The organism is Actinotignum inguinis (assembly GCF_051265835.1).
Lineage (GTDB): Bacteria > Actinomycetota > Actinomycetes > Actinomycetales > Actinomycetaceae > Actinotignum > Actinotignum timonense.
Genome location: NZ_JBOZDP010000003.1, coordinates 119,478 through 139,188, shown reverse-complemented (window position 1 = coordinate 139,188; position 19,711 = coordinate 119,478). Strand labels below are relative to the sequence as shown.

General features: G+C 63.4%; 11 protein-coding genes. 10 read left to right on the top strand and 1 reads right to left on the bottom strand.

From position 1 onward, the window contains the following. The first annotated feature begins 116 nt into the window (after positions 1-116). The 10 genes from ileS to ffh all read left to right on the top strand — a co-directional run bounded on the left by ileS (position 117) and on the right by ffh (position 18,408). A complete protein-coding gene (gene ileS / locus ACRQFC_RS03215) occupies positions 117-3,362 on the top strand; it encodes an isoleucine--tRNA ligase (RefSeq protein ID WP_284897210.1) in 3,246 nt (1,081 codons plus the stop codon). A 140-nt stretch (positions 3,363-3,502) separates the two neighbouring features. Then, positions 3,503-4,873: a branched-chain amino acid transport system II carrier protein gene (gene brnQ, locus ACRQFC_RS03210; RefSeq protein ID WP_284897182.1), complete on the top strand. Its 1,371-nt coding sequence runs from the start codon at positions 3,503-3,505 to the stop codon at positions 4,871-4,873. Positions 4,874-4,981: 108 nt separating this feature from the next. After that, positions 4,982-5,950 (top strand): uridine-preferring nucleoside hydrolase UriH, encoded by a 969-nt coding sequence (gene uriH / locus ACRQFC_RS03205; RefSeq protein WP_026428515.1) that lies wholly within the window; start codon positions 4,982-4,984, stop codon positions 5,948-5,950. A 94-nt stretch (positions 5,951-6,044) separates the two neighbouring features. Then, entirely contained in the window at positions 6,045-7,484 is a 1,440-nt protein-coding gene (uriT, locus tag ACRQFC_RS03200; RefSeq protein WP_410374500.1) for a uridine transporter UriT, read from the top strand. Between the two features lie 126 nt (positions 7,485-7,610). Further along, a complete protein-coding gene (locus ACRQFC_RS03195; RefSeq protein ID WP_284897180.1) occupies positions 7,611-9,302 on the top strand; it encodes a bifunctional folylpolyglutamate synthase/dihydrofolate synthase in 1,692 nt (563 codons plus the stop codon). Between the two features lie 113 nt (positions 9,303-9,415). Next, positions 9,416-10,975, top strand: coding sequence for an aspartate:alanine exchanger family transporter (locus tag ACRQFC_RS03190; RefSeq protein WP_026428518.1), 1,560 nt, complete (start codon positions 9,416-9,418; stop codon positions 10,973-10,975). 171 nt (positions 10,976-11,146) lie between these two features. Then, positions 11,147-14,704, top strand: a complete 3,558-nt coding sequence (smc, locus tag ACRQFC_RS03185; RefSeq protein WP_284897179.1) for a chromosome segregation protein SMC — start codon at positions 11,147-11,149, stop codon at positions 14,702-14,704. A gap of 84 nt (positions 14,705-14,788) precedes the next feature. Beyond that, positions 14,789-15,403 carry a hypothetical protein gene (locus ACRQFC_RS03180; RefSeq protein ID WP_284897178.1) on the top strand — a complete coding sequence of 205 codons (615 nt, stop codon included), beginning with the start codon at positions 14,789-14,791 and terminating at the stop codon, positions 15,401-15,403. A 46-nt stretch (positions 15,404-15,449) separates the two neighbouring features. Further along, a complete protein-coding gene (ftsY, locus tag ACRQFC_RS03175; protein WP_284897176.1) occupies positions 15,450-16,640 on the top strand; it encodes a signal recognition particle-docking protein FtsY in 1,191 nt (396 codons plus the stop codon). A gap of 205 nt (positions 16,641-16,845) precedes the next feature. Beyond that, positions 16,846-18,408 (top strand): signal recognition particle protein, encoded by a 1,563-nt coding sequence (gene ffh, locus ACRQFC_RS03170; RefSeq protein ID WP_087071003.1) that lies wholly within the window; start codon positions 16,846-16,848, stop codon positions 18,406-18,408. A 62-nt stretch (positions 18,409-18,470) separates the two neighbouring features. On the opposite strand, the gene ACRQFC_RS03165 is transcribed toward ffh, so the two are convergent. Next, complete coding sequence (locus tag ACRQFC_RS03165; RefSeq protein ID WP_284901327.1) at positions 18,471-19,556, bottom strand: cation diffusion facilitator family transporter; 1,086 nt, start codon at positions 19,554-19,556, stop codon at positions 18,471-18,473. Between the last annotated feature and the right edge of the window lie 155 nt (positions 19,557-19,711).

Below are 19,711 nucleotides of genomic sequence, written 5' to 3'. Positions count from 1 at the left end.
TTACCCGCCGTACCACGCGTGCGGCGAGTAGCAAATGAGGTGGTACCGCGGTACCGGATATCCGGCGTCGTCCTCATTCCGAATAGGTTTGAGACACGAGGAGACACCGCGTGGATATGTATCCGCTTCATCGCGAGGGCGGCGTGCCCGCCTCCCCGAACTTCCCGAAGATGGAAGAAGGCACCCTCGCTTTCTGGAAGAAAGACAATACGTTCCAGTCCTCCGTTGAGCAGCGTGAATCCGGGCCGCACGGCTCCAATGAATTCGTTTTCTACGACGGCCCGCCGTTCGCCAACGGCCTGCCCCATTACGGTCACCTTCTCACCGGTTACGTCAAGGACGTGGTGGGGCGCTACCAGACCATGCGGGGGCGCCGGGTCGAGCGCCGCTTCGGGTGGGACACCCACGGGCTGCCGGCCGAACTGGAAGCCCAGCGTATCCTCGGGATTGATTCCACCGATGAGATCGAGGACATGGGCATCGCCACCTTCAACGAGGCCTGCCGCTCCTCGGTGCTGCGCTACACCAAGGAATGGGAAGAATACGTGACCCGCCAGGCGCGCTGGGTCGATTTTTCCCACGATTACAAGACCCTGGACACCACCTATATGGAATCGGTGCTGTGGGCCTTCAAGACTCTGTACGACAAGGGCCTGGCCTACGACGGCTATCGGGTGCTGCCCTACTGCTGGAATGACGAAACGCCGCTGTCCAATCACGAATTGAAGATGGATGACGACGTCTACAAGGACCGGCAGGACCTCAGCTTGACCGTGGGGCTGCGCCTGGAAAGTGGCGAACTTGCCCTTATTTGGACGACGACGCCTTGGACGCTTCCCTCCAATTTGGCGATTGCGGTGGGCCCGGATATTGAGTACCTTACCGTGGTTCCACACGAAGGCAAGCTGGAAGGCGAGCGGGTGGTTATTTCCGCCGCGCGCCTGGAATCCTACGTGAAAGAACTGGGTGAAGATCCGGAGGTTGTGGATCGTTTCCCCGGCTCGCAGCTGGTGGGACGCGCCTACGCCCCGATTTTCGATTACTTCATGAACCGGGCGGCGGACGAAGCCCCCGGCCCGCATGCCTACCACGTTATTGCCGGGAACTTCGTGACTACCGAAGACGGTACCGGGCTGGTTCATATCGCCCCCGCCTTCGGTGAAGACGATATGTTCGCCTGCCAGGAAGTCGGGATCCGCCCCGTGGTGCCGGTGGACGGCGCCGGGCGTTTCACCTCCGAGGTGCCCGATTACGAAGGCACCCAGGTTTTTGATGCGAATCTGCCCATCACCCGCGATCTGCGCGAGGGAACCGGGCCGCTGGCACGCCGCCCGGAAAACGAGCGCGCCGTGCTGGTCCAAGAACGCTCCTACCTGCACTCCTACCCGCATTGCTGGCGCTGCCGCAAACCGCTCATCTACAAGGCGGTTTCCTCGTGGTTCGTGCGGGTAAGTGCCTTCCGGGATCGCATGGTCGAGCTCAACGAGCAGATCGAATGGACCCCGGCGCATATCAAGCACGGCCAATTCGGCAACTGGCTGGCCGGGGCGCGCGACTGGTCCATTTCCCGCAACCGCTTCTGGGGCAGCCCCATCCCGGTGTGGCGTTCCGATGACCCCAACTATCCGCGCGAAGACGTGTACGGTTCCCTGGAAGAACTCGAGCGTGATTTCGGGCGCCTGCCGCGCAACGAGAAGGGCGAGGTGGATCTCCACCGCCCCTATATCGATGAGCTGACCCGCCCCAACCCGGACGATCCCACCGGCAAGTCCACCATGCGGCGCATTACCGATGTTTTGGACTGCTGGTTTGAATCCGGCTCCATGCCCTACGCCCAGGTCCACTATCCCTTCGAAAATAAGGACTGGTTTGAGGACCACTACCCGGGGGACTTCATCGTTGAGTACATTGGCCAGACCCGCGGGTGGTTCTACACCCTCCATGTATTGGCCACCGCGCTCTTCGACCGCCCGGCTTTCCGCACCTGTATCTCCCACGGCATCGTATTGGGGGATGACGGCCAGAAGATGTCGAAATCGCTGCGTAACTACCCGGATGTCTACGAGATGTTCGACGAGGTCGGCGCGGATGCGATGCGTTTCTTCCTCATGAATTCGCCGATTGTGCGAGGCGGGAACCTCATCGTGACCGAACGCGCCCTGCGCGATACGGTGCGCCAGGTGCTGCTGCCGCTGTGGAATGCCTACTACTTCTTCGCCCTTTACGCTTCGACCTGCTCGAAGGGGGAGGGCTACCGCGCCCAGCCGATCAGCGACCCCTCCGGTCTGGATGTGATGGACCGCTACCTGCTGGCCAGTATTAAGGACCTGGCCGATAAGGTGCGCACCGACCTGGATAACTACGATATTCCGGCCGCCTGCGACCGGGTGCGCGGATTCCTGGACGTGCTGACCAACTGGTACGTGCGCACCTCCCGGGATCGCTTCTGGAATGAGGACCACGCCGCCTTCGATACGCTCTACACGGCCCTCGAAGTGCTCATGCGGGTTATGGCGCCCCTCGCGCCGCTCGTGACCGAAGAGATCTGGAAGGGGCTGACCGGCGGGCGCTCCGTCCACCTGGAAGACTGGCCCGAACTGCCCGATTCCTGGAAGGACGATGCGCTGCGCGAAGCGATGGACGAGGCGCGCGCTGTTGTCTCCGTCGCGCACTCGCTGCGCAAAACCCACCAGTTGCGGGTGCGCCAACCGCTGCGCACCCTCACCATCGTCACCGACCGTGACCTGGCCCCCTTCACCGATCTCATCGCCCTGGAAGTGAACGTCAAGAATGTTGAACTCAAGGACGTGGCGCAATCGGGAACGAAGGTAAGCCGTGACCTCAAGGTCCTCCCGCGCGAACTGGATCCCCAGCTGCGCAAGATGACCTCCGCGCTCTTCCAGGCTGCCAAGGCCGGAAACTGGAGCGAGGACGGTGCGGACGCGGTGCTTCATACCGACCCGGAGGTGCGCCTGGCGCCCGGTCAGTTTGAGATCACGGTATCGGTGGAAGCCGACCCGGGTTCGGTGGCCGCGGCGCTCGATTCCGGGTCCTTCATCGCCTTGGATACCGAGGTGGATGAGGAACTGGAAGCCGAAGGTTATGCACGCGACGTCGTGCGCGCTGTGCAGGACGAACGCAAGAACGCGCAGCTGCACGTGGCCGACCGGATCTCCCTCAAGCTCACGGTGCCCGCCGAGCGCGTCGATGCGGTTACCCGCTACCTGCCTTTCATCCAGGAGGAAACCCTCGCGGTGCAGGCGCAGGTGACGGCGCGCACGGACGGTGCGGACGGTGCGGAAGGCACTGCGGGCGCTGCGGGCGCACCGCTCGGCATTGAGGTGACGAAAGTCGCGCGCTAAAAACGCGGTATCACACGGCGCGCTCTGTAACGGCGCGCCGTGATCCTCTAGAGTAGGGTGCCTTGCATGGGCCGCGGTGGACCACCATAGTCTCCGCCGCGGTCCGGCACCGTTCTCACAATCCACACGAAGGTTCAGGGATGAAAAACTCGCGGGTCCTCACGCTCGCTGTGACTGGCTTGGCGCTCTTCGCCATGTTCTTCGGGGCGGGAAATCTTATTTTCCCGGTGATGCTCGGCATTCAAGCCGGCACGAATACTCCGCTGGCCATCGCCGGGTTTATCGGCACCGGGGTGATTCTCCCCGCCATTGGCCTCATCGCCGCCACCTCCAGCCGCGACGGCACCCCGCAAGATATTGCGACCCGTATCGGCCGTTTCCCCGGTCACGCGCTGCTGTGGGCGATTTTTATTACCACCGGCGTTTTGTACGCGGTGCCGCGAGTGGCCGCGGTGAGTTTCGAGGTTGCGGTCCGCCCCGTGATGCACGACGACGCCGCAGCCCGCCCCGCCCTCCTCGTTTTCTCCGCCGTGTTCTTCGTGGTGGCCGTGCTCGTGGCTCTCAACCCGGGCAAAATGGTGGACCGAGTGGGAGGTATCCTCACCCCCGCTCTCGTGATCCTCATGACGATTCTTATTACGGTGGTGGTGTTCAACCTGCCGCCCCAGGTTTCGCTTCCGCAGGCACCGTATGCGCCCAATGCGCTCACCGGCGGGCTGCTGAGCGGGTATATGACGATGGACGCGCTGGCGGCCTTCGTCTTCGGGCTGGTGATTGTGTCATCGTTGCGAGCCAAGGGATTCACCTCTCGCGGGGCGCTCTTCGGGGGAGCGGCGGCAGTAGCCCTCATTGCCGCCCTTATCCTTGCCGCGATCTACCTGGGGCTCTCCCAGATCGGGGTGCGGGTGGCCACCGAAGGCTTCGCCAACGGTGCGGATGCTTTAGCCGCCGTCTCCGAGCGTTTCTTCGGGCGGGGCGGTCAGCTCATTTTCGGTGCCATCACAATCCTGGCGTGTTTGACCACGGCGATTGGCCTGCTGGGTGCCGCCACCCAGTTCTACCGCAGCTACCTTCCGGGCCTGGCCTACCGTCCCCTCCTCATCGGGCAGGGAATGTTCGCTTTTGCCATGTCCACGCTGGGGCTGGAAGGAATCCTCAATTTCATTAACCCGATCAATCGCTTTATTTATCCCATTGCGATTGTGCTTATTTTCGTGACGCTTGTTGATCTTGCGGTTCCCGGACGCCTCCACTGGGCCTACCGGGCTTCCGCCTGGATCGCGGCGCCTTTCGCTCTCTTGGACGGCTTGGTTGTGACCGAATGGGATATTTTCGCCCCCGTGGGTGAGCTTCTGGCGATAGTGCCGCTCGGGGAAGAAGGCTTGGCCTGGGCCGGGCCGGCGCTCCTTGGTTTCGTTTTCGGTCTGGCAGTGGACGGGATCCAGGGGCGGTTGTTCCCGCCGGCACTGGTGCGGGGCACGGCGGCGCCGTCGGAAGCGCCAGTATCCTGACGGTGCCTACGGTGCTGCTGTGAACGCTCGCGGTGAAACCGTTCTTTCTATGTTTTAATGAAAGTACGTAGAACTCCGCGGGAGTTCCCCAAGGATGTGGAGAGAAACATGGCAACACAGCACACCCCGGAAAAAATCATTTTGGATTGCGATCCCGGTCATGACGACGCCGTTGCGATGCTGCTGGCGTGGGCAAATCCGCAGATTGATCTGCTTGCCGTCACCACGGTGGGCGGCAACCAAACGCTGAAGAAAGTTACGAATAATGCCCTCGCCGTGGGCACCGTTATGAAAATGACGGGAGTGCCTTTCGCGGCCGGATGCGACCGCCCGCTGGTACGCCCGGTGGAAGTCGCCCCCGATATTCACGGAGATACCGGTCTGGACGGCACAGAATTACCTACCCCGGCTATCGAGCTCGATTCCCGGCACGCCGTCGATCTCATTATTGACACTGTTATGGCGCATGAACCGGGCACCGTCACCCTTGTCCCCACCGGGCCGCTCACCAATATCGCGCTCGCGGTACGCAAGGAACCGCGCCTTGCCGAGCGCGTCAAGCAGGTGGTCCTCATGGGCGGGGGCTACCACGTTGGAAACTGGTCCGCGGTGGCCGAATTCAATATCAAGATCGACCCGGAAGCGGCGCATATCGTTTTCAACGAGCCGTGGAAGGTGGTTATGGTGGGCCTCGATCTCACCCACCAGGCCCTCTGCACCCCGGAAGCCTACGCGAAGATTGACGCGGTGGGCACCCAGCCGGCCCGCTTCGTCCACGAACTCATGGACTTCTTCCGTGCCTCCTACCAGGACGCGCAGGGCTTCGATTACCCGCCGGTGCACGATCCGTGCGCCGTGGCCTACCTTATCGACCCCACCATCGTGGAAACGGTGCAGGTACCCATCGATGTGGAACTCACCGGCACCCTCACCGTGGGGATGACGGTGGCTGATTTCCGCGGCCCCATTCCCGAAGATTGCCATACCTGGGCTGCGACCCGGCTCGATCACGGGCGTTTCTGGGATCTCATCGCCGATGCGCTGGAGCGCGTGGGCGAACACCACTACCTGGGCTAATCACGGGGCTAAGCCCCGCCCAACCCAACCTTTATGAACGGAGGACGGCGCTGCCACGGTGCAGCGTCGTCCTCCCCGGTGAGAAAGAAAAAATATGGCATCTTCCGTTCCCGCGCGTGCCGGCCAGGCACAACCCGGTTCGCGCACGAATATTATCGTGCTGATGGCCGCGCTACTGTGCGCGGTCTTCGCTTTCCAGCTCAACGCCTCCATGCTTTCCCCAGCCCTGCACACCATGAGCGTGGAACTAAACGCGACCGACGTGGAAATCGGCGTGACCCAAACGGCGTTCTTCGCCTCCGCCGCGCTCTTCTCCCTCTTCCTGCCGCGCTGGGGTGACCTGATCGGGCGCAAGAAGATTTTGCTGGGCATGCTCCTGGCCACCGGGATCGGATGTGTGGTTTCCGCACTGGCGCCCAATGTCACCATCCTCGGTATCGGGCGCGTGATTCAGGGGACGGCGGGGCCGATGGTGCCCCTCACCCTCGTCATGCTGCACCAGGAAGTACCCGAGCCGCGCCGTTACGCCAAGTACATGGCGATCCTGACCTCCGTCAACGGCGGTATCGCCGGGGTGGACGCCCTGCTGGGCGGATGGCTCGCCGGTAACTGGGGCTTCCGCTCCGTTTTCGCGTGCATGGCGGTTGTGTGCGCCATCGCTTTCGTAGCGTCGATGTTCGGCACCCGCGAATCGCAGGGTGACCGCACCCCGATGGACTGGCCCGGCGTTATCGCACTGCTCATCGTTTTCGGCTGCGTCTACTTCGCCTTCAACGAATTGGGCAAGCTCGGGGATGCCCGCTGGTGGCTCATCGGTGTGGAAATCTTGGTAGCGGCCGTATCCGCGGTGATTTTCTGGAAGATCGAATCTTCGCGCGCCCACCCGCTGGTGGCTACCCGCTATCTCAAGCAACGGCGCACCTGGGCGCTGCTGTCCACTACCCTCTTCACCATGACGGGGGTATTCGCGGTCATGAACGGCCTCATCCCGAACCTGGCGCAGTTGGAAGCCAGCGCCGGGGGCCTGGAACTCCCTGCAGAAACAGTTTCCTTCGTGACACTGACGCCCTACGCTATCGCCGGCCTCATTATGGGCCCGATTGCCGGGCAGCTCGCTTCGCGCTTCGGCTACAAGAAGGTGCTCCAGGTGGGGCTGCTCTCCACGGTTATTTTCCTCGGGATTGCGGTCTTTGGAGTTGGGACGCCCTCGAAGTCGCTTATCTTCTTCCTGTGCGTGGCCATCGGTATTACCTACGCCGGCACCGTCAATATCATGCTCAATGGCTTGGGCGTTGTGCTTTCCCCGGCCGATAACCAGGGCTACCTGCCGGGCATGAATGCCGGCGCTTTCAACCTGGGCGCCGGGCTCTCCTTCGCGATCCTGACCGCCGTGGCTACCGCCGTGGGCGGCACCGAGAACGTGGTGGGCGGGTACCAGGCCGGAATCGCGGTGGGTGCGGTCCTCGTGATTATCGCGCTCCTGCTCTCCACCCTCATCCCCTCGGTGGAGAACGCTGAAGAATCCGCGTCCTAAACATATGTCGCCCGAGGATCTGCTCGGGCACCGGTAGACGACCGGGAACGGGGCCCACGGGGCTGGCAGCGCCAGTCGCACCGTGGGCCCCGTGGTATATGCTGGTGTGCCGTGGAAAGGGCAGGTATGGGGACGAATAACGGGAAGCACGACGGCACCGGCCGCAACGGTGCGGGGTACGACGACGCACAGAACTATCGCGAGGGGGAACTGGAGCAGGCCGGGGACTTTGGCCCGGAGGAAACTTCCGAGGCTCCCGATGCGGAGGAGCCCCGTGATCCGGAAGAAGCGCCGGATCCGGAGGAGGTGCGGGAAGCCGAACTTGACGCGGCGCTCACCGAGGTCCTCAGCTCTGGGCTTTTTGGGGACGAAGCCGTTATCCGGGAGGTCAAAGAATCACCCGATCCCATTATCGAGCTAGCGGATACTACCGCTGAGGAAGCCCGAGTTGAGGACATCTACCGGGATATCCTCACCCGCGCTCCCGAACACAAGGTGCAGCCTTCTCTCGAACGCGTCCAGATGTGCCTGGATTTACTTGGCAACCCGCACCATTCCTACCGGTGCGTGCACGTGACGGGCACCAACGGAAAAACCTCGACGGCGCGCATGATCGAAGCGCTGCTGCGCGAGCATGGCCTGCGCACCGGGCGCTTCACCTCCCCGCACCTGGTCTCGGTACGCGAACGCATTGCCATCGACGGGCATAACATTTCCCGCGCGGATTTCATTCAGGCATGGGAAGATATCGCGCCTTTCGTTGAACTCGTGGACCAGCGTTCCCAAGCGGAAGGCGGGCCGCGCATGAGCTTCTTCGAAGTATTCGTGGTCATGGCCTACGTAGCTTTCGCTGCCGCACCCATCGATGTGGCCGTGGTTGAAGTAGGTATGGGGGGACGGTGGGATGCCACCAATGTGATCGACGGCGACGTCGCCGTCCTCACCCCCATCGCCCTGGATCACGAACGCTGGCTCGGGCACACCATCGCGCAGATCGCGGGGGAGAAAGTCGGGATTATTAAGCCCGGAGCCAGCGTGGTGAGCGCCGCCCAACCCGAGGACGCCGCTGCGGCTATCGCTCAGGCAGCCCACCAGGCTCGCGCCCACGTATCCGTTTACGGGAAAGATATCGAGGTGCTTGGGCGGGAGACAGCGGTAGGCGGTCAGCTTATGACGGTGCGTACCCCCGCTGCCCGCTACGACGATATTCCCCTCGCGCTGCGCGGCTCCTACCAGGCGGAGAACGCGGCCCTCGCGCTCACGGCGGTTGAAGCATTCTTCGGCGGGCGCGCGCTTTCCGGTGACGTCGTCGAACATGCTCTGATGGCCGTGACCTCGCCCGGACGTCTCGAAGTGGTGCGCACCTCGCCCACCGTCCTCGTGGACGCGGCCCACAACCCCCACGGCGCGGCGCATACCGCCGCCGCGCTGGAAGAGTACTATCCCGGCCGGCGTGTTGGGGTGCTCGCCATGATGGCAGATAAGGACGTGGAAGGAACCCTCGGGCAGTTCGAGCCGGTACTGGATGCCGTTGTGGTCACCGATATGCCCGGTGAGCGGGCGATGGACGCCGAGGAGCTGGCACAGCTGGCGCGGGAGGTCTTCGGGGAGGATCGGGTGCGGGTGGAGCGCGATCTGCTTGCCGCGATTGACGAGGCTGCCGGATGGGCCGAGGCCGAGGCCGGTGAGGAGCTCGCCACGCCGGTGGTGGCGGTCCTCGGTTCGGTCTACCTAGCGGGCATGGCGCGCCAGATCATGGGCAAAGGCACTCCCGACGAAGCTCCCACCACGCAGAACGGGGCCGGCACGGGGCACTGACGTGATGTCGCGGTGCGCTAAGGCGATAGCACGGCGCACTAAGGTGCTGGCACGGTGCACTGAATTGGTAGAATAGGTAACGATCTACCAGTCTTCAACTCCGAGGTGGCACTGTGCTCGATATTCTCGCCAGCAATACCGTTCTCGTTGTTTTCATCGTGGTGGCGCTCGGTGCCGCCTTCGGGGCGATCCCTTTTGGTCCCCTGAAATTTGGGGCAGCGGGGGCGCTTTTCATCGGTTTGCTCGTTGGCGCGGTGGTTCCGCCCTCCACTTCGCTTCTTGTGCTGCTGCAAGATCTGGGCCTGGGAATTTTCGTTTATATGATCGGCTTGGAAGCCGGGGAAACATTCTTCCAGGAGATCCGCAAACAGTTGGGCCTCATGCTCGCGTCGGTTATTGCGATTACGGCCGGGGCGGCAGCCGCGGTGGGACTGGGGGAGCTCCTCGGTTTGCTTCGCGGTACCGCCGTGGGTGTTTTCGCTGGCTCGCTTACCTCTACTCCCTCGCTTGCGCTTGCTCAGGAAATGACCGATCCGGATAATCCGGCGGTGGGCTATTCCATTGGTTATCCGGTCGGGGTCACACTCGCCATTGTCATGGTCGCTATTTTCATTAACCGGGAATGGAAAGCCCGTAACGACCAGCTTGACCCCGATGATGTGGAATTGGAACAGGCAACCGTCTACGTGGACCGGGAAATTTCCGCGGAGCAGATGCGGGATATCGCCGGCCAGCAAGTGCGATTCGTAGCCATGCGGCGCAACAGGCGCTGGCATGTGCTCGATATGGAACGCGCTCTGGAACCGGGGGACCGGGTTCGTATTTTCGCTTCCCGGGCCGCGCTTTCCGAAGCTATCGAACGCCTGGGCAGCCGCATGCGCCACCGGCGCCTGACCGATCCGTATCTGACAGTGCACCGTTTCACGGTATCCAATCGGGATATTGCCGGACTCACGGTGGGGTCCCTCCCGCTCTACCGCCGCTTCGAAGCACGAGTGACGGTGATCCGCCGTGCCGACGACGAAATCCTGGCCACCCCGGATACCTACCTGGAAATGGGCGATGTGGTAGAAGTCGCCCTACCCACCTCACGGGTCGAGGAACTCGAAGAATACTTCGGCGATTCGGTCTCCAGCTCCTCGGAACTGGACTGGGTGGCGGCAGCTGGCGGTCTTGCCCTCGGCTTCGCCCTCGGACTGGTGGAAATCCCGCTTCCGGGTGGCGCTGCTTTCTCCCTCGGTGCGGCCGGCGGCCCGCTCGTGGTGGGGCTGATCCTCGGAGCGGTGCACCGCACCGGCCGAGTGCCCTGGCAGCTCCCGCGCCCTGCGAATCTCACCCTGCGCCAGTTCGGGCTCATGCTCTTCCTCGCGGCGGTGGGCCTCAACTCCGGTTCGGCTTTCGCCTCCACTGTTTTCACAATGGTGGGCTTGAAATCGCTGCTCTTGGCCGCGGCGGTGAGCATTGTCGGATGCGGGGTTATGATGGCGGCCGCCTGGATCCTCGGTTCCTCCGCCACCCGTTCTTCGGGTGCGGTGGCCGGGCTGCTCGGCCAGCCGGCAGTGCTGTCCTACGCCACCTCGCGCACCACCGATAACCGAGTGATGACCGGCTACGCCACCACCTTCGCGATTGCGCTCATTTATAAGATCGTCGTCGTCCCCTTCATGTTCTAGGAACCCGTAACGGTGCGGCGCACCGTCGCACCGTATCGACGCCCCGTCGCACCGTTAACGGCTTCTGTCGCCGAGCCTCGGCGTGCCACGAATGGCGTCGGTGCTCCTTAGCACCGTATCGACGCCCCGTCGGAGTCCCACCGGCGGCGCCGTCTGGCATAATCTGTAATCGTGCACTTAAAAACCTTGACCATGCGAGGATTCAAATCCTTTGCCACCGCCACCACAGTGCGCTTTGAACCCGGAATTAACGCGGTGGTCGGTCCTAATGGTTCGGGGAAATCCAATGTGGTGGACGCCCTCGCCTGGGTGATGGGCGAGCAGGGCGCGAAAACCCTACGGGGCGGCTCCATGGCGGATGTTATTTTTGCCGGCACCTCGCGCCGTCCCGCGCTCGGACGCGCGGAAGTTTCTCTCACCATCGATAATTCCGATGGCGTGCTCCCCATCGAATATTCCGAAGTGACCATCACCCGTACTCTCTTCCGCGCCGGAGGTTCCGAATATGCCATTAACGGCACCCCGGCACGCCTCCTCGATGTCCAGGAACTGCTCTCGGATACCGGCATGGGGCGGGAAATGCACGTCATTATCGGGCAGGGCCGCCTCGACGAAGTCCTTACCTCCAGCCCCGAAGAGCGCCGCAATATCGTTGAAGAAGCCGCCGGGGTGCTCAAACACCGCCGTCGCAAAGAAAAAACTCTGCGTAAACTCGAAGCGATGAAGGGCTCGTTCACGCGGGTGGAGGATCTCACCGCGGAGCTGCGCCGTCAGCTCGGACCGCTCGCCAAACAGGCGGAGGCCGCCCGCCGTGCCCAGGTTATCCAAGCCACCGAGCGCGACGCGCGGGCCCGCCTTCTCGCTGATGATCTAGCACAGGCGCAGGCGCGGCTGGAAGCCGGGGCTGCCGAAGACCAGCGCACCGCCCAGCTACGCGAAGAAAACCAAGCGGCCCTCACCCAGGCCCGCGCCGCCCTCGCCACCGCAGAAGAACATCACGCGCGCCTGAGCCCCCAACTCTCTGCGTTGCGCGATAGCTCCGAGCGACTCGCCTCCCTCGAGGAACGATTCCGCGCCATGGACGAACTGGCGCGCGAACGCGAACGCACCCTGAGCGCCATGCCGGCACGGGGCGGCCAAGACGACCCCGAGGAACTCCAGGCGCGCGCCGTCCGGGCCCGCGCCGAAGAAGAAGAACTGGAGGGGCGCGTACGCGAGGCCCAGGATGCCCTGCGCACCGTACTGACCCAGCGTGAGGAAACCGAAGGCGCGGAAGCTGCCGCTGAGCGCGTCTATAACCAGGCGAGCCGTGCCCGTGCTGAAGCGCGAGAGAACGCCGCGCGCCGGGCCGGGAAAGTTTCAGCGGTGCGCTCCCGGCTTGAGGCACTCCAGGCCGAAGTTGAACGCGTAGAGAAGGATGTCGCGGCCGCGCGGCAGCGCGTGCAAACCACCAGCGTGCAGGTCACGGACATCGAAGAAGAACTCGTTGCCACCTCCACCGGGGACGATACCCTCGCCACCACCCACGAAGAACATACCCGGGCTCATCTCGCAGCCCGCGCCGCCGTGGAAGAAGCCCGCGCAAACGAGGCACGCGCCCGCGAGGAAATAGCGCGCTTACAAGCGATTGTCGATACCCTTGCGCTCTCGCTGGAACCCGAAGACGCCACCGCTTGGGCTATCGAGCACGGTGCGGCCCTGTTGCGCGACCACCTCCATGTGGAACGCGGCTGGGAAAGCGCGGCGGAAAATGCGCTGATGGGCGCCGCTGCCGGCGCGGTGGTGGACAATCTGGACAGCGCCGTCGATATTTTGCGGGGCGCCGCGCAGGCGCAAGCCGGGCGCCTTACCCTCACCATTACGGGAGGGAAGAACGACGACGCCGCAGCCGCCGCCCGCGAAGCTGCGCTCAATGCTGCTTTCGAAACGGTGCGCCCAGATCCGGATGCCGCAGTTCATGCCCTGGCGGTGGTGAGCGGGTCCCAGGCAGGCAGCGATCTAGCTGGCCTCCTCACACAGCTCCTGGCCGGCACCGCCCTCACTGCCGATCTTGTGACCGCCCGTCAGCTCGTGAGTGCCGGGGCGCCCCGCGCGGTGACACGGAGCGGAGATATTATCACCGCCTGCACCGCTACCGGGGGAGAGGCCACCGCCGCTGCTACCCTCGCCCGCCAAGCTGCCTACCAGGAGGCCTCCGAGCAGCTTGATGCCGCCGCCACCGCAGCCGACGAGGCAGCCGCGGCGCTCCGGAAAGCGGAGAGCGCTGAAGAAGATGCCCGCGCCCGCGCCGAAGCTTCCGGGAGTGAACTGACGGCGCGCGATTCTAACCTGGCCGCCGCCACCGCCCAATTGGGAGCCCTGCGTCAGGCCCTCTCCGCCGCGCGTGCCGATGAAGAGCGCGCCGTCGCCCGCGCCGCCTCCTTGCGGGAAGATATCGCCGCCCGGCAAGCAGAGCTGGATAGCTTCGCGGAGCCTGAAGAAGATACTGCCGATATTCCAGGTGATGGCGAACTTGCCCGGCTCTCTCAGCAGCGCGATAGCGCGCATGAGGCCGCCGTGGGAGCCCGCAAACAGGAAACGGAGGCTCGGCTGGCGCTGCGCACCGCCGAAGAACGCTTCCGGGCCCTGAGCGGGCGGGCTGATGCCCTGGATAACCGGGCCCGGCTGGCCCGCGAACGTATTGAGCGGGAAGAACGCGCCCGCCAGATCCGTGGCCAGCACGCGGTGTTGGCGGGGCAGGTCGCAGCTGGGGCGGTGCGCGCCTTAGGTCACGTGCGCAGCCTACGTGCCGAGGTGGCCGAGCGGCGTCGTCGGGTAGAAGAAGAACAACACGGCGCCGAGGGGCAGCTCACGCACCTACGCGAACGCGTCGATCAGCTGCGCACCCGCGAACGAGAGCTCGCAGATTCGACCCACGCCCGCGAACTGGCGACCGCCCGTGCCCGCATGGAATACGAGCAGCTGGCCACTCGCGCTCTCGAGGACCTGGGCGTCGATAGCACTACCCTCGTCGAAGAATTCGGACCGCATATCCAGGTGCCCACCGAGGACGGTGCGGTGCCCTACGTTCGCGCCGAACAGGAACGGCGCCTGGCTACGGCGCAGCGTGCCCTCGCGCGGCTGGGCACCATTAACCCGCTCGCCCTGGAGGAACACGCCGCGCTGGAAGAACGTCAAAAGTACCTCGCCCAGCAACTTGATGACCTGAAGAAAACCCGCGCCGACCTTCTCGATATTGTGGCGGAGCTTGATGAACGAGTCACTCTCGTTATGAAAGCAGCGCTCAGCGATATTAGCGCTCGTTTCGAGCAGGTCTTTGCTCGCCTTTTCCCGGGTGGGGAAGGGCGCCTCATTATCACCGACCCGGAGAATGTGCTGACCACCGGGGTGGAAATTGAAGCGCGGCCGCCCGGTAAACGCGTCAAGCGGCTGTCCCTGCTTTCTGGTGGGGAGCGCTCGCTCACCGCTATCGCTTTCCTCGTGGCGATCTTTATGGCTCGCCCCTCCCCGTTCTATGTGATGGACGAGGTGGAAGCCGCCCTTGATGACGTCAATCTGGGGCGCCTTCTCGAAATTTTCCGGGAATTGCAGCGCTCTTCGCAGCTCCTGGTCATTACCCACCAGAAACGCACCATGGAAATCGCCGATGCGCTATACGGGGTGGCAATGCGCGAAGACGGGGTATCCACCGTGGTTTCCCAGCGCATGTCTGAGCTGCGCGAACAATGAGACTTACGTTGCAGTTCGGTAACAATTCCGCTCGCGGGCGGGTTGGAGGTAGCCGTCCGCCCCAAAAATTCTCATAATGAGACCGTGCCCCTTATCATCATTGTTATCGCCATCATTATCGCTGCCGCAGCGCTGGTGTATGCCCTGTCTTTTGCGCGGAATTCCGGGAAAAGCGCTGGAACATCCGTCGCGGAATCTTTTGACGCGTGGCGCTCTGATGAACTAGACATGGACACCTATGACATCGTCCACCACGATACGGCGGTCGACGATATGTTCGAGGCTTTCGCGCACGAATCCGAAGCCTATATCACCTCCGATACCCTCGACGAGCACTTTGATCGAGCGCGAGAAACGGAGCGTGAAATCTCGGAAACGGTGCGCCGCAATAGTGAAAAACTGCGGGCGCGTATTCCCGCCCCGCCGCTGCGCCGTCGCGCCGTGAGCGCCGAAGAAGAAAACCGCGCGGAACTGGAGGGCGCGGATGCCGCGGACAGTGCCGACCTTGCGGATGGCGCCGTGGAGGCACCGGAAGAAGGCCACGGTGCAGATATCACGGTGGAGCTGGAAGAAACGCTGATCGTGGATATGGGCAGTGATGTGGCGAGTGGCGGTATTAGCGAGCAAAGCCACGGCACGGACGTCGCAGAAAGCTTCGCGCCTGAGGATACTGACGAGCGCGAACGGCGCAGCGCCTAAAACCTTCTAGGTAGAAAAACTTGCCCCCCTCTGCAAGACTGGAGGGGTGGATAATCCTGTAGTTCTTGCACTTGTCATCGCTGGCGTTGTCGCCCTCCTCCTCGTTCCCCTCGTCATTTCCCTGGTCAAAAAGAACCAGCGGCGTGAGGAATTGGAACGCCGGGATACCCCAGTTCTCGAAGGGGATGGTGCGGCAGAAACCGCGGAGGGTACCGATGCAGAAACACTCGGCGAAACTCCCGGTGAAAGCACCAGTGATGCCACCCCGGATATTGTTACCGTTCCGGCTGTTGAACAACCCGAATCGATTCCCTCCCGGATGCAGCGCCTGCGGGCCCGGCTGGCCCGCTCGGGTGGCTTCGGGCAGGCACTTTTGGCGATTCTCTCCCGCGGGGATCTTTCCGCGGCGGACTGGGAAGAACTAGAAGATACCCTCATCATGGCCGATGTGGGGCTGGATGCTACCAGCGAGATCATGGAGGGCCTACGCTCGCGGGTGAAAATTGAAAGCACCAGCGACCCGCAGCGGGTGCGTGAGATTTTGCGTGAGGAACTGCTGCGCCACGTGGGTCCGGATATGGATCGCTCCCTCAACCTCACCCGCAGTGAAGCGGATTCCGGAGCGGTGCATCCCGCGGCGGTTCTTATGGTGGGCGTGAACGGCACCGGGAAAACCACCACGGTGGGTAAGCTCGCGCGCCTGCTGCGCGCGCAGGGAACCACGGTGCTGCTCGGGGCCGCTGATACCTTCCGGGCGGCCGCAGCTGATCAGCTGGTCACCTGGGGCGACCGGGTGGGAGTCGATGTGGTGCGTTCGGATCGCGAAGGTGCCGATCCGGCCTCCGTCGCTTTCGATGCGGTAGCGCAGGCCGATGCCGCCGGAGTGGACGTGGTTATTGTGGATACCGCTGGACGTCTCCAAAATAAGGCCGGGCTCATGGACGAACTTGGAAAGATCAAGCGTGTCATGGAACGCACCGCACCGGTCAATGAAGTTCTCCTCGTCCTGGATGCCACCACGGGGCAAAACGGGATGCAGCAGGCCCGCGTTTTCGCGGAGGTGACCGGACTGACCGGTATTGTGCTCACCAAGCTGGACGGCACCGCCAAGGGCGGCATCGTTATTTCGGTGCAGCGTGAACTGGGCGTGCCCGTCAAACTGGTGGGTCTGGGGGAGGGGCCGGACGACCTGGCCCCCTTCGACCCGGAAGGTTTCGTCGATTCCCTGCTGAACTAAGTGGGGGAAGTACGGGAAGTGCGGAGCGTGGGGCAAGGAGCGGGCAGAGACGCGCGGGCTGGTATCCCGGCGCCACGTTTGCGGGTAGCTCTACCGTCGCACCATACCTCCGCACCAGCGGGCACGCCGCCGCACCATCGGCGAATATGCGCGCCCGCACCCCCTGCTTTACAATGGAACGAGTTTTTGACGCGAAGGCTGGCCAGTGTTTAATAATCTTTCCGACCGGATTTCCGGTGCATTCAAGAATCTGCGCTCCAAGGGTGTCCTCACCCAGGCGGATGTAGAAACCACCATTAGCGAGATTCGGCGTGCCCTCCTGGACGCCGACGTCGCGCTTCCCGTGGTGCGCGAATTCACCGCGGCGGTGCGCGAACGCGCCACCGGTGCGGTGCGCTCCCAGGCCCTCAACCCGTCCCAGCAGATCGTCAAAATTGTTAATGACGAACTCATCGAGATTCTCGGCGGGGAAACTCGGGAACTGAATTTTGCGCAGGGGCGGCCCACCGTGGTCATGCTCGCCGGCCTCCAGGGCGCGGGTAAAACCACGCTGGCTGGTAAGCTCGGGCGCTGGTTCGCCCGCGGGGGCCGCAAGGCGCTTCTCGTGGCCTCCGATTTGCAGCGCCCCAACGCCGTGCAACAGCTCCAGGTCGTGGGTGAACGCGCCGGGGTGGATGTATGGGCTCCCGAACCCGGTAACGGGGTGGGTGACCCCATCCAGGTGGCCGCCAGTGGCGTGGACTACGCCGCCGCGAACGGCTACGGCGCCGTCGTGGTGGACACCGCCGGGCGTTTGGGTATCGACGAGGTCCTCATGCAGCAGGCCGCCGATATCCGGGCCGCCGTCAATCCCGACGAAGTACTCTTCGTTATCGATGCCATGATCGGCCAGGACGCGGTTGCCACCGCGAAGGCCTTCCAAGATGGCGTTGGCTTCACCGGCGTGGTTATCACCAAGCTCGATGGCGATACCCGCGGCGGCGCGGCGCTCTCGGTGCGCGGCGTGACCGGCAAACCGATTCTCTTCGCCTCCACCGGTGAAAAACTGGAAGATTTCGAACGCTTCCACGCCGACCGCATGGCTTCCCGCATCCTCGATATGGGCGATATTCTCTCCCTTATCGAACGGGCCGAAGCCACCTGGACGCAAGAACAGCAGCGCGAACTCTCGGAGAAAATGAGCGAGGGGTCCTTCGACCTCAATGACTTCCTCGTGCAAATGAATCAAATCAAGCGGATGGGTTCCCTCAAGAAACTCATGGGGATGCTGCCCGGAATGGGGCAGTACCGCGAAGCCCTCGAGCAGTGGGATGAATCCTCGATGGGGCGCGTGGAGGCCATTATCCAATCCATGACGCCCGCCGAGCGCCGTACCCCGAAAATCCTCAACGGCTCGCGCCGTCAGCGCATCGCTCGCGGTTCGGGAACCACCGTCCAGGAAGTCAACCAGCTGGTGCAGCGCTTTGAGGGTGCCGCGAAAATGATGACGCAGATGAGTCGCGGTGGCGGGATGCCGGGAATGCCCGGTATGCCCGGCGTTGGCGGGGGCTCACGCAAACAGAAACGCGCGAAGAAGAACGTTTCGGGCGGCAAGAAGGGGCGTTCGGGGAATCCGGCGAAACGCGCCCGCCAGGAAGCCGAAGCAGCGGCGGCACGGCAGCGTGCCGAACAGGGCTCGGCCTTCGGCAAGGGAGCCCAGCTTCCCGGCGCTGCTCAAGCGGGGCCCGATATGGCAAGTATGGAAGAGCTCAAGCGCTTCCTTAAATAACGACGACGACGGCGCAGCGGGCAGGAGGAATCTTGCCCGCTACGTTGTTCTTGGCCACGTGGTTATTTCTGGGAGGGAGCGGCGTCGTCGTTCTTCCCCGTGGTTAAAGCCTCCACCACGATATCCGGCACCGCATCAGAAATACCGCCCAACGGCACGTAACCTTCCGGAATGTCCTCGTAGGAACGCGGGTCTTCCAAGGGCTCCACGTGGATGAGGGCACGCAGATGGGGCACGGCGGCGCGTAATTCCTCCGCGATATCCTCGGCGAGTTCGTGGCCCTCGCGCACCGTCCAGGTGGAGGGCACCAGCAGATCAAAATTACAAAACGATTCACGCCCCGCCACCCGGGTTTGCAGACCGTGGAAACGCACCTCGCGGCGGGTATGCGAACGGAGAATCGCTACGATTTTTTCGGTATCCGGGTCGGGAAGGGCTGCGTCCATGAGGCCCGCCAGCGACTCACGCAGCAGCTTTACCCCGGTGAGCAGGATATTGGCCGCGACCAGGATAGCGACGATGGGATCGAGAAGAGGCTGATCGGTTAGCGCCACCAGTCCCACACCCACGATCACCCCGGCGGAGGTGACCACGTCGGTCAGGAGATGTTTGCCGTCGGCACGTAGGGTGGGGGAACGGTGCTTCGCACCGGCGCGCAGCAGGATGGCGCCGACAATCCCATTGACCAGTGACGCGAGCGCCACGATGCCCAGGCCCCATCCCAGGTCTGAGAGCGGCTGGGGGTGAATAATGCGATCAATGGCGGAAAAAATAATAAAACCGGCCGCCGCGAAAATCATTGCGCCTTCCACGGCGGAAGAAAAATATTCAGCCTTCGAGCGCCCGTAGGTATAGCGCTCATTGGCGGGTTTCGCAGCCGCGGAAAGAGCCAGCACGGCAACGACAGCCGCTGCTAGATTGACCAGCGATTCCGAGGCGTCGGAGAGGAGACCCACCGAACCCGTGAGCCAGTAGCCGGCCGCTTTGAGCGCAATGGTGATGAGGGCTGCCGCAACGGAGAGCCAGGCATAGCGCACCAGCCGGGACGTGGGCGCGGGCACGCTTGAGGGCGAGCCGCCGGGATTGACGGGGCTGACGGTGCCCGTGGGCGCGGCGGCGGGAGAGACGGTGGTATTCACGCCTCCCATCTTGCCAGGCACGGTGGGGCTTGTCAGGTTGAAACGGTGGGACGGTGGGGCGGAGCGATGGTGAGATGGTGGGCTCGAACCGCGGCTATAGCGGCATCGCCCCGTCGTGGCGGCGTAAGTGATCTCACCGAACGTCCGCACATTGCCGGTTCCCT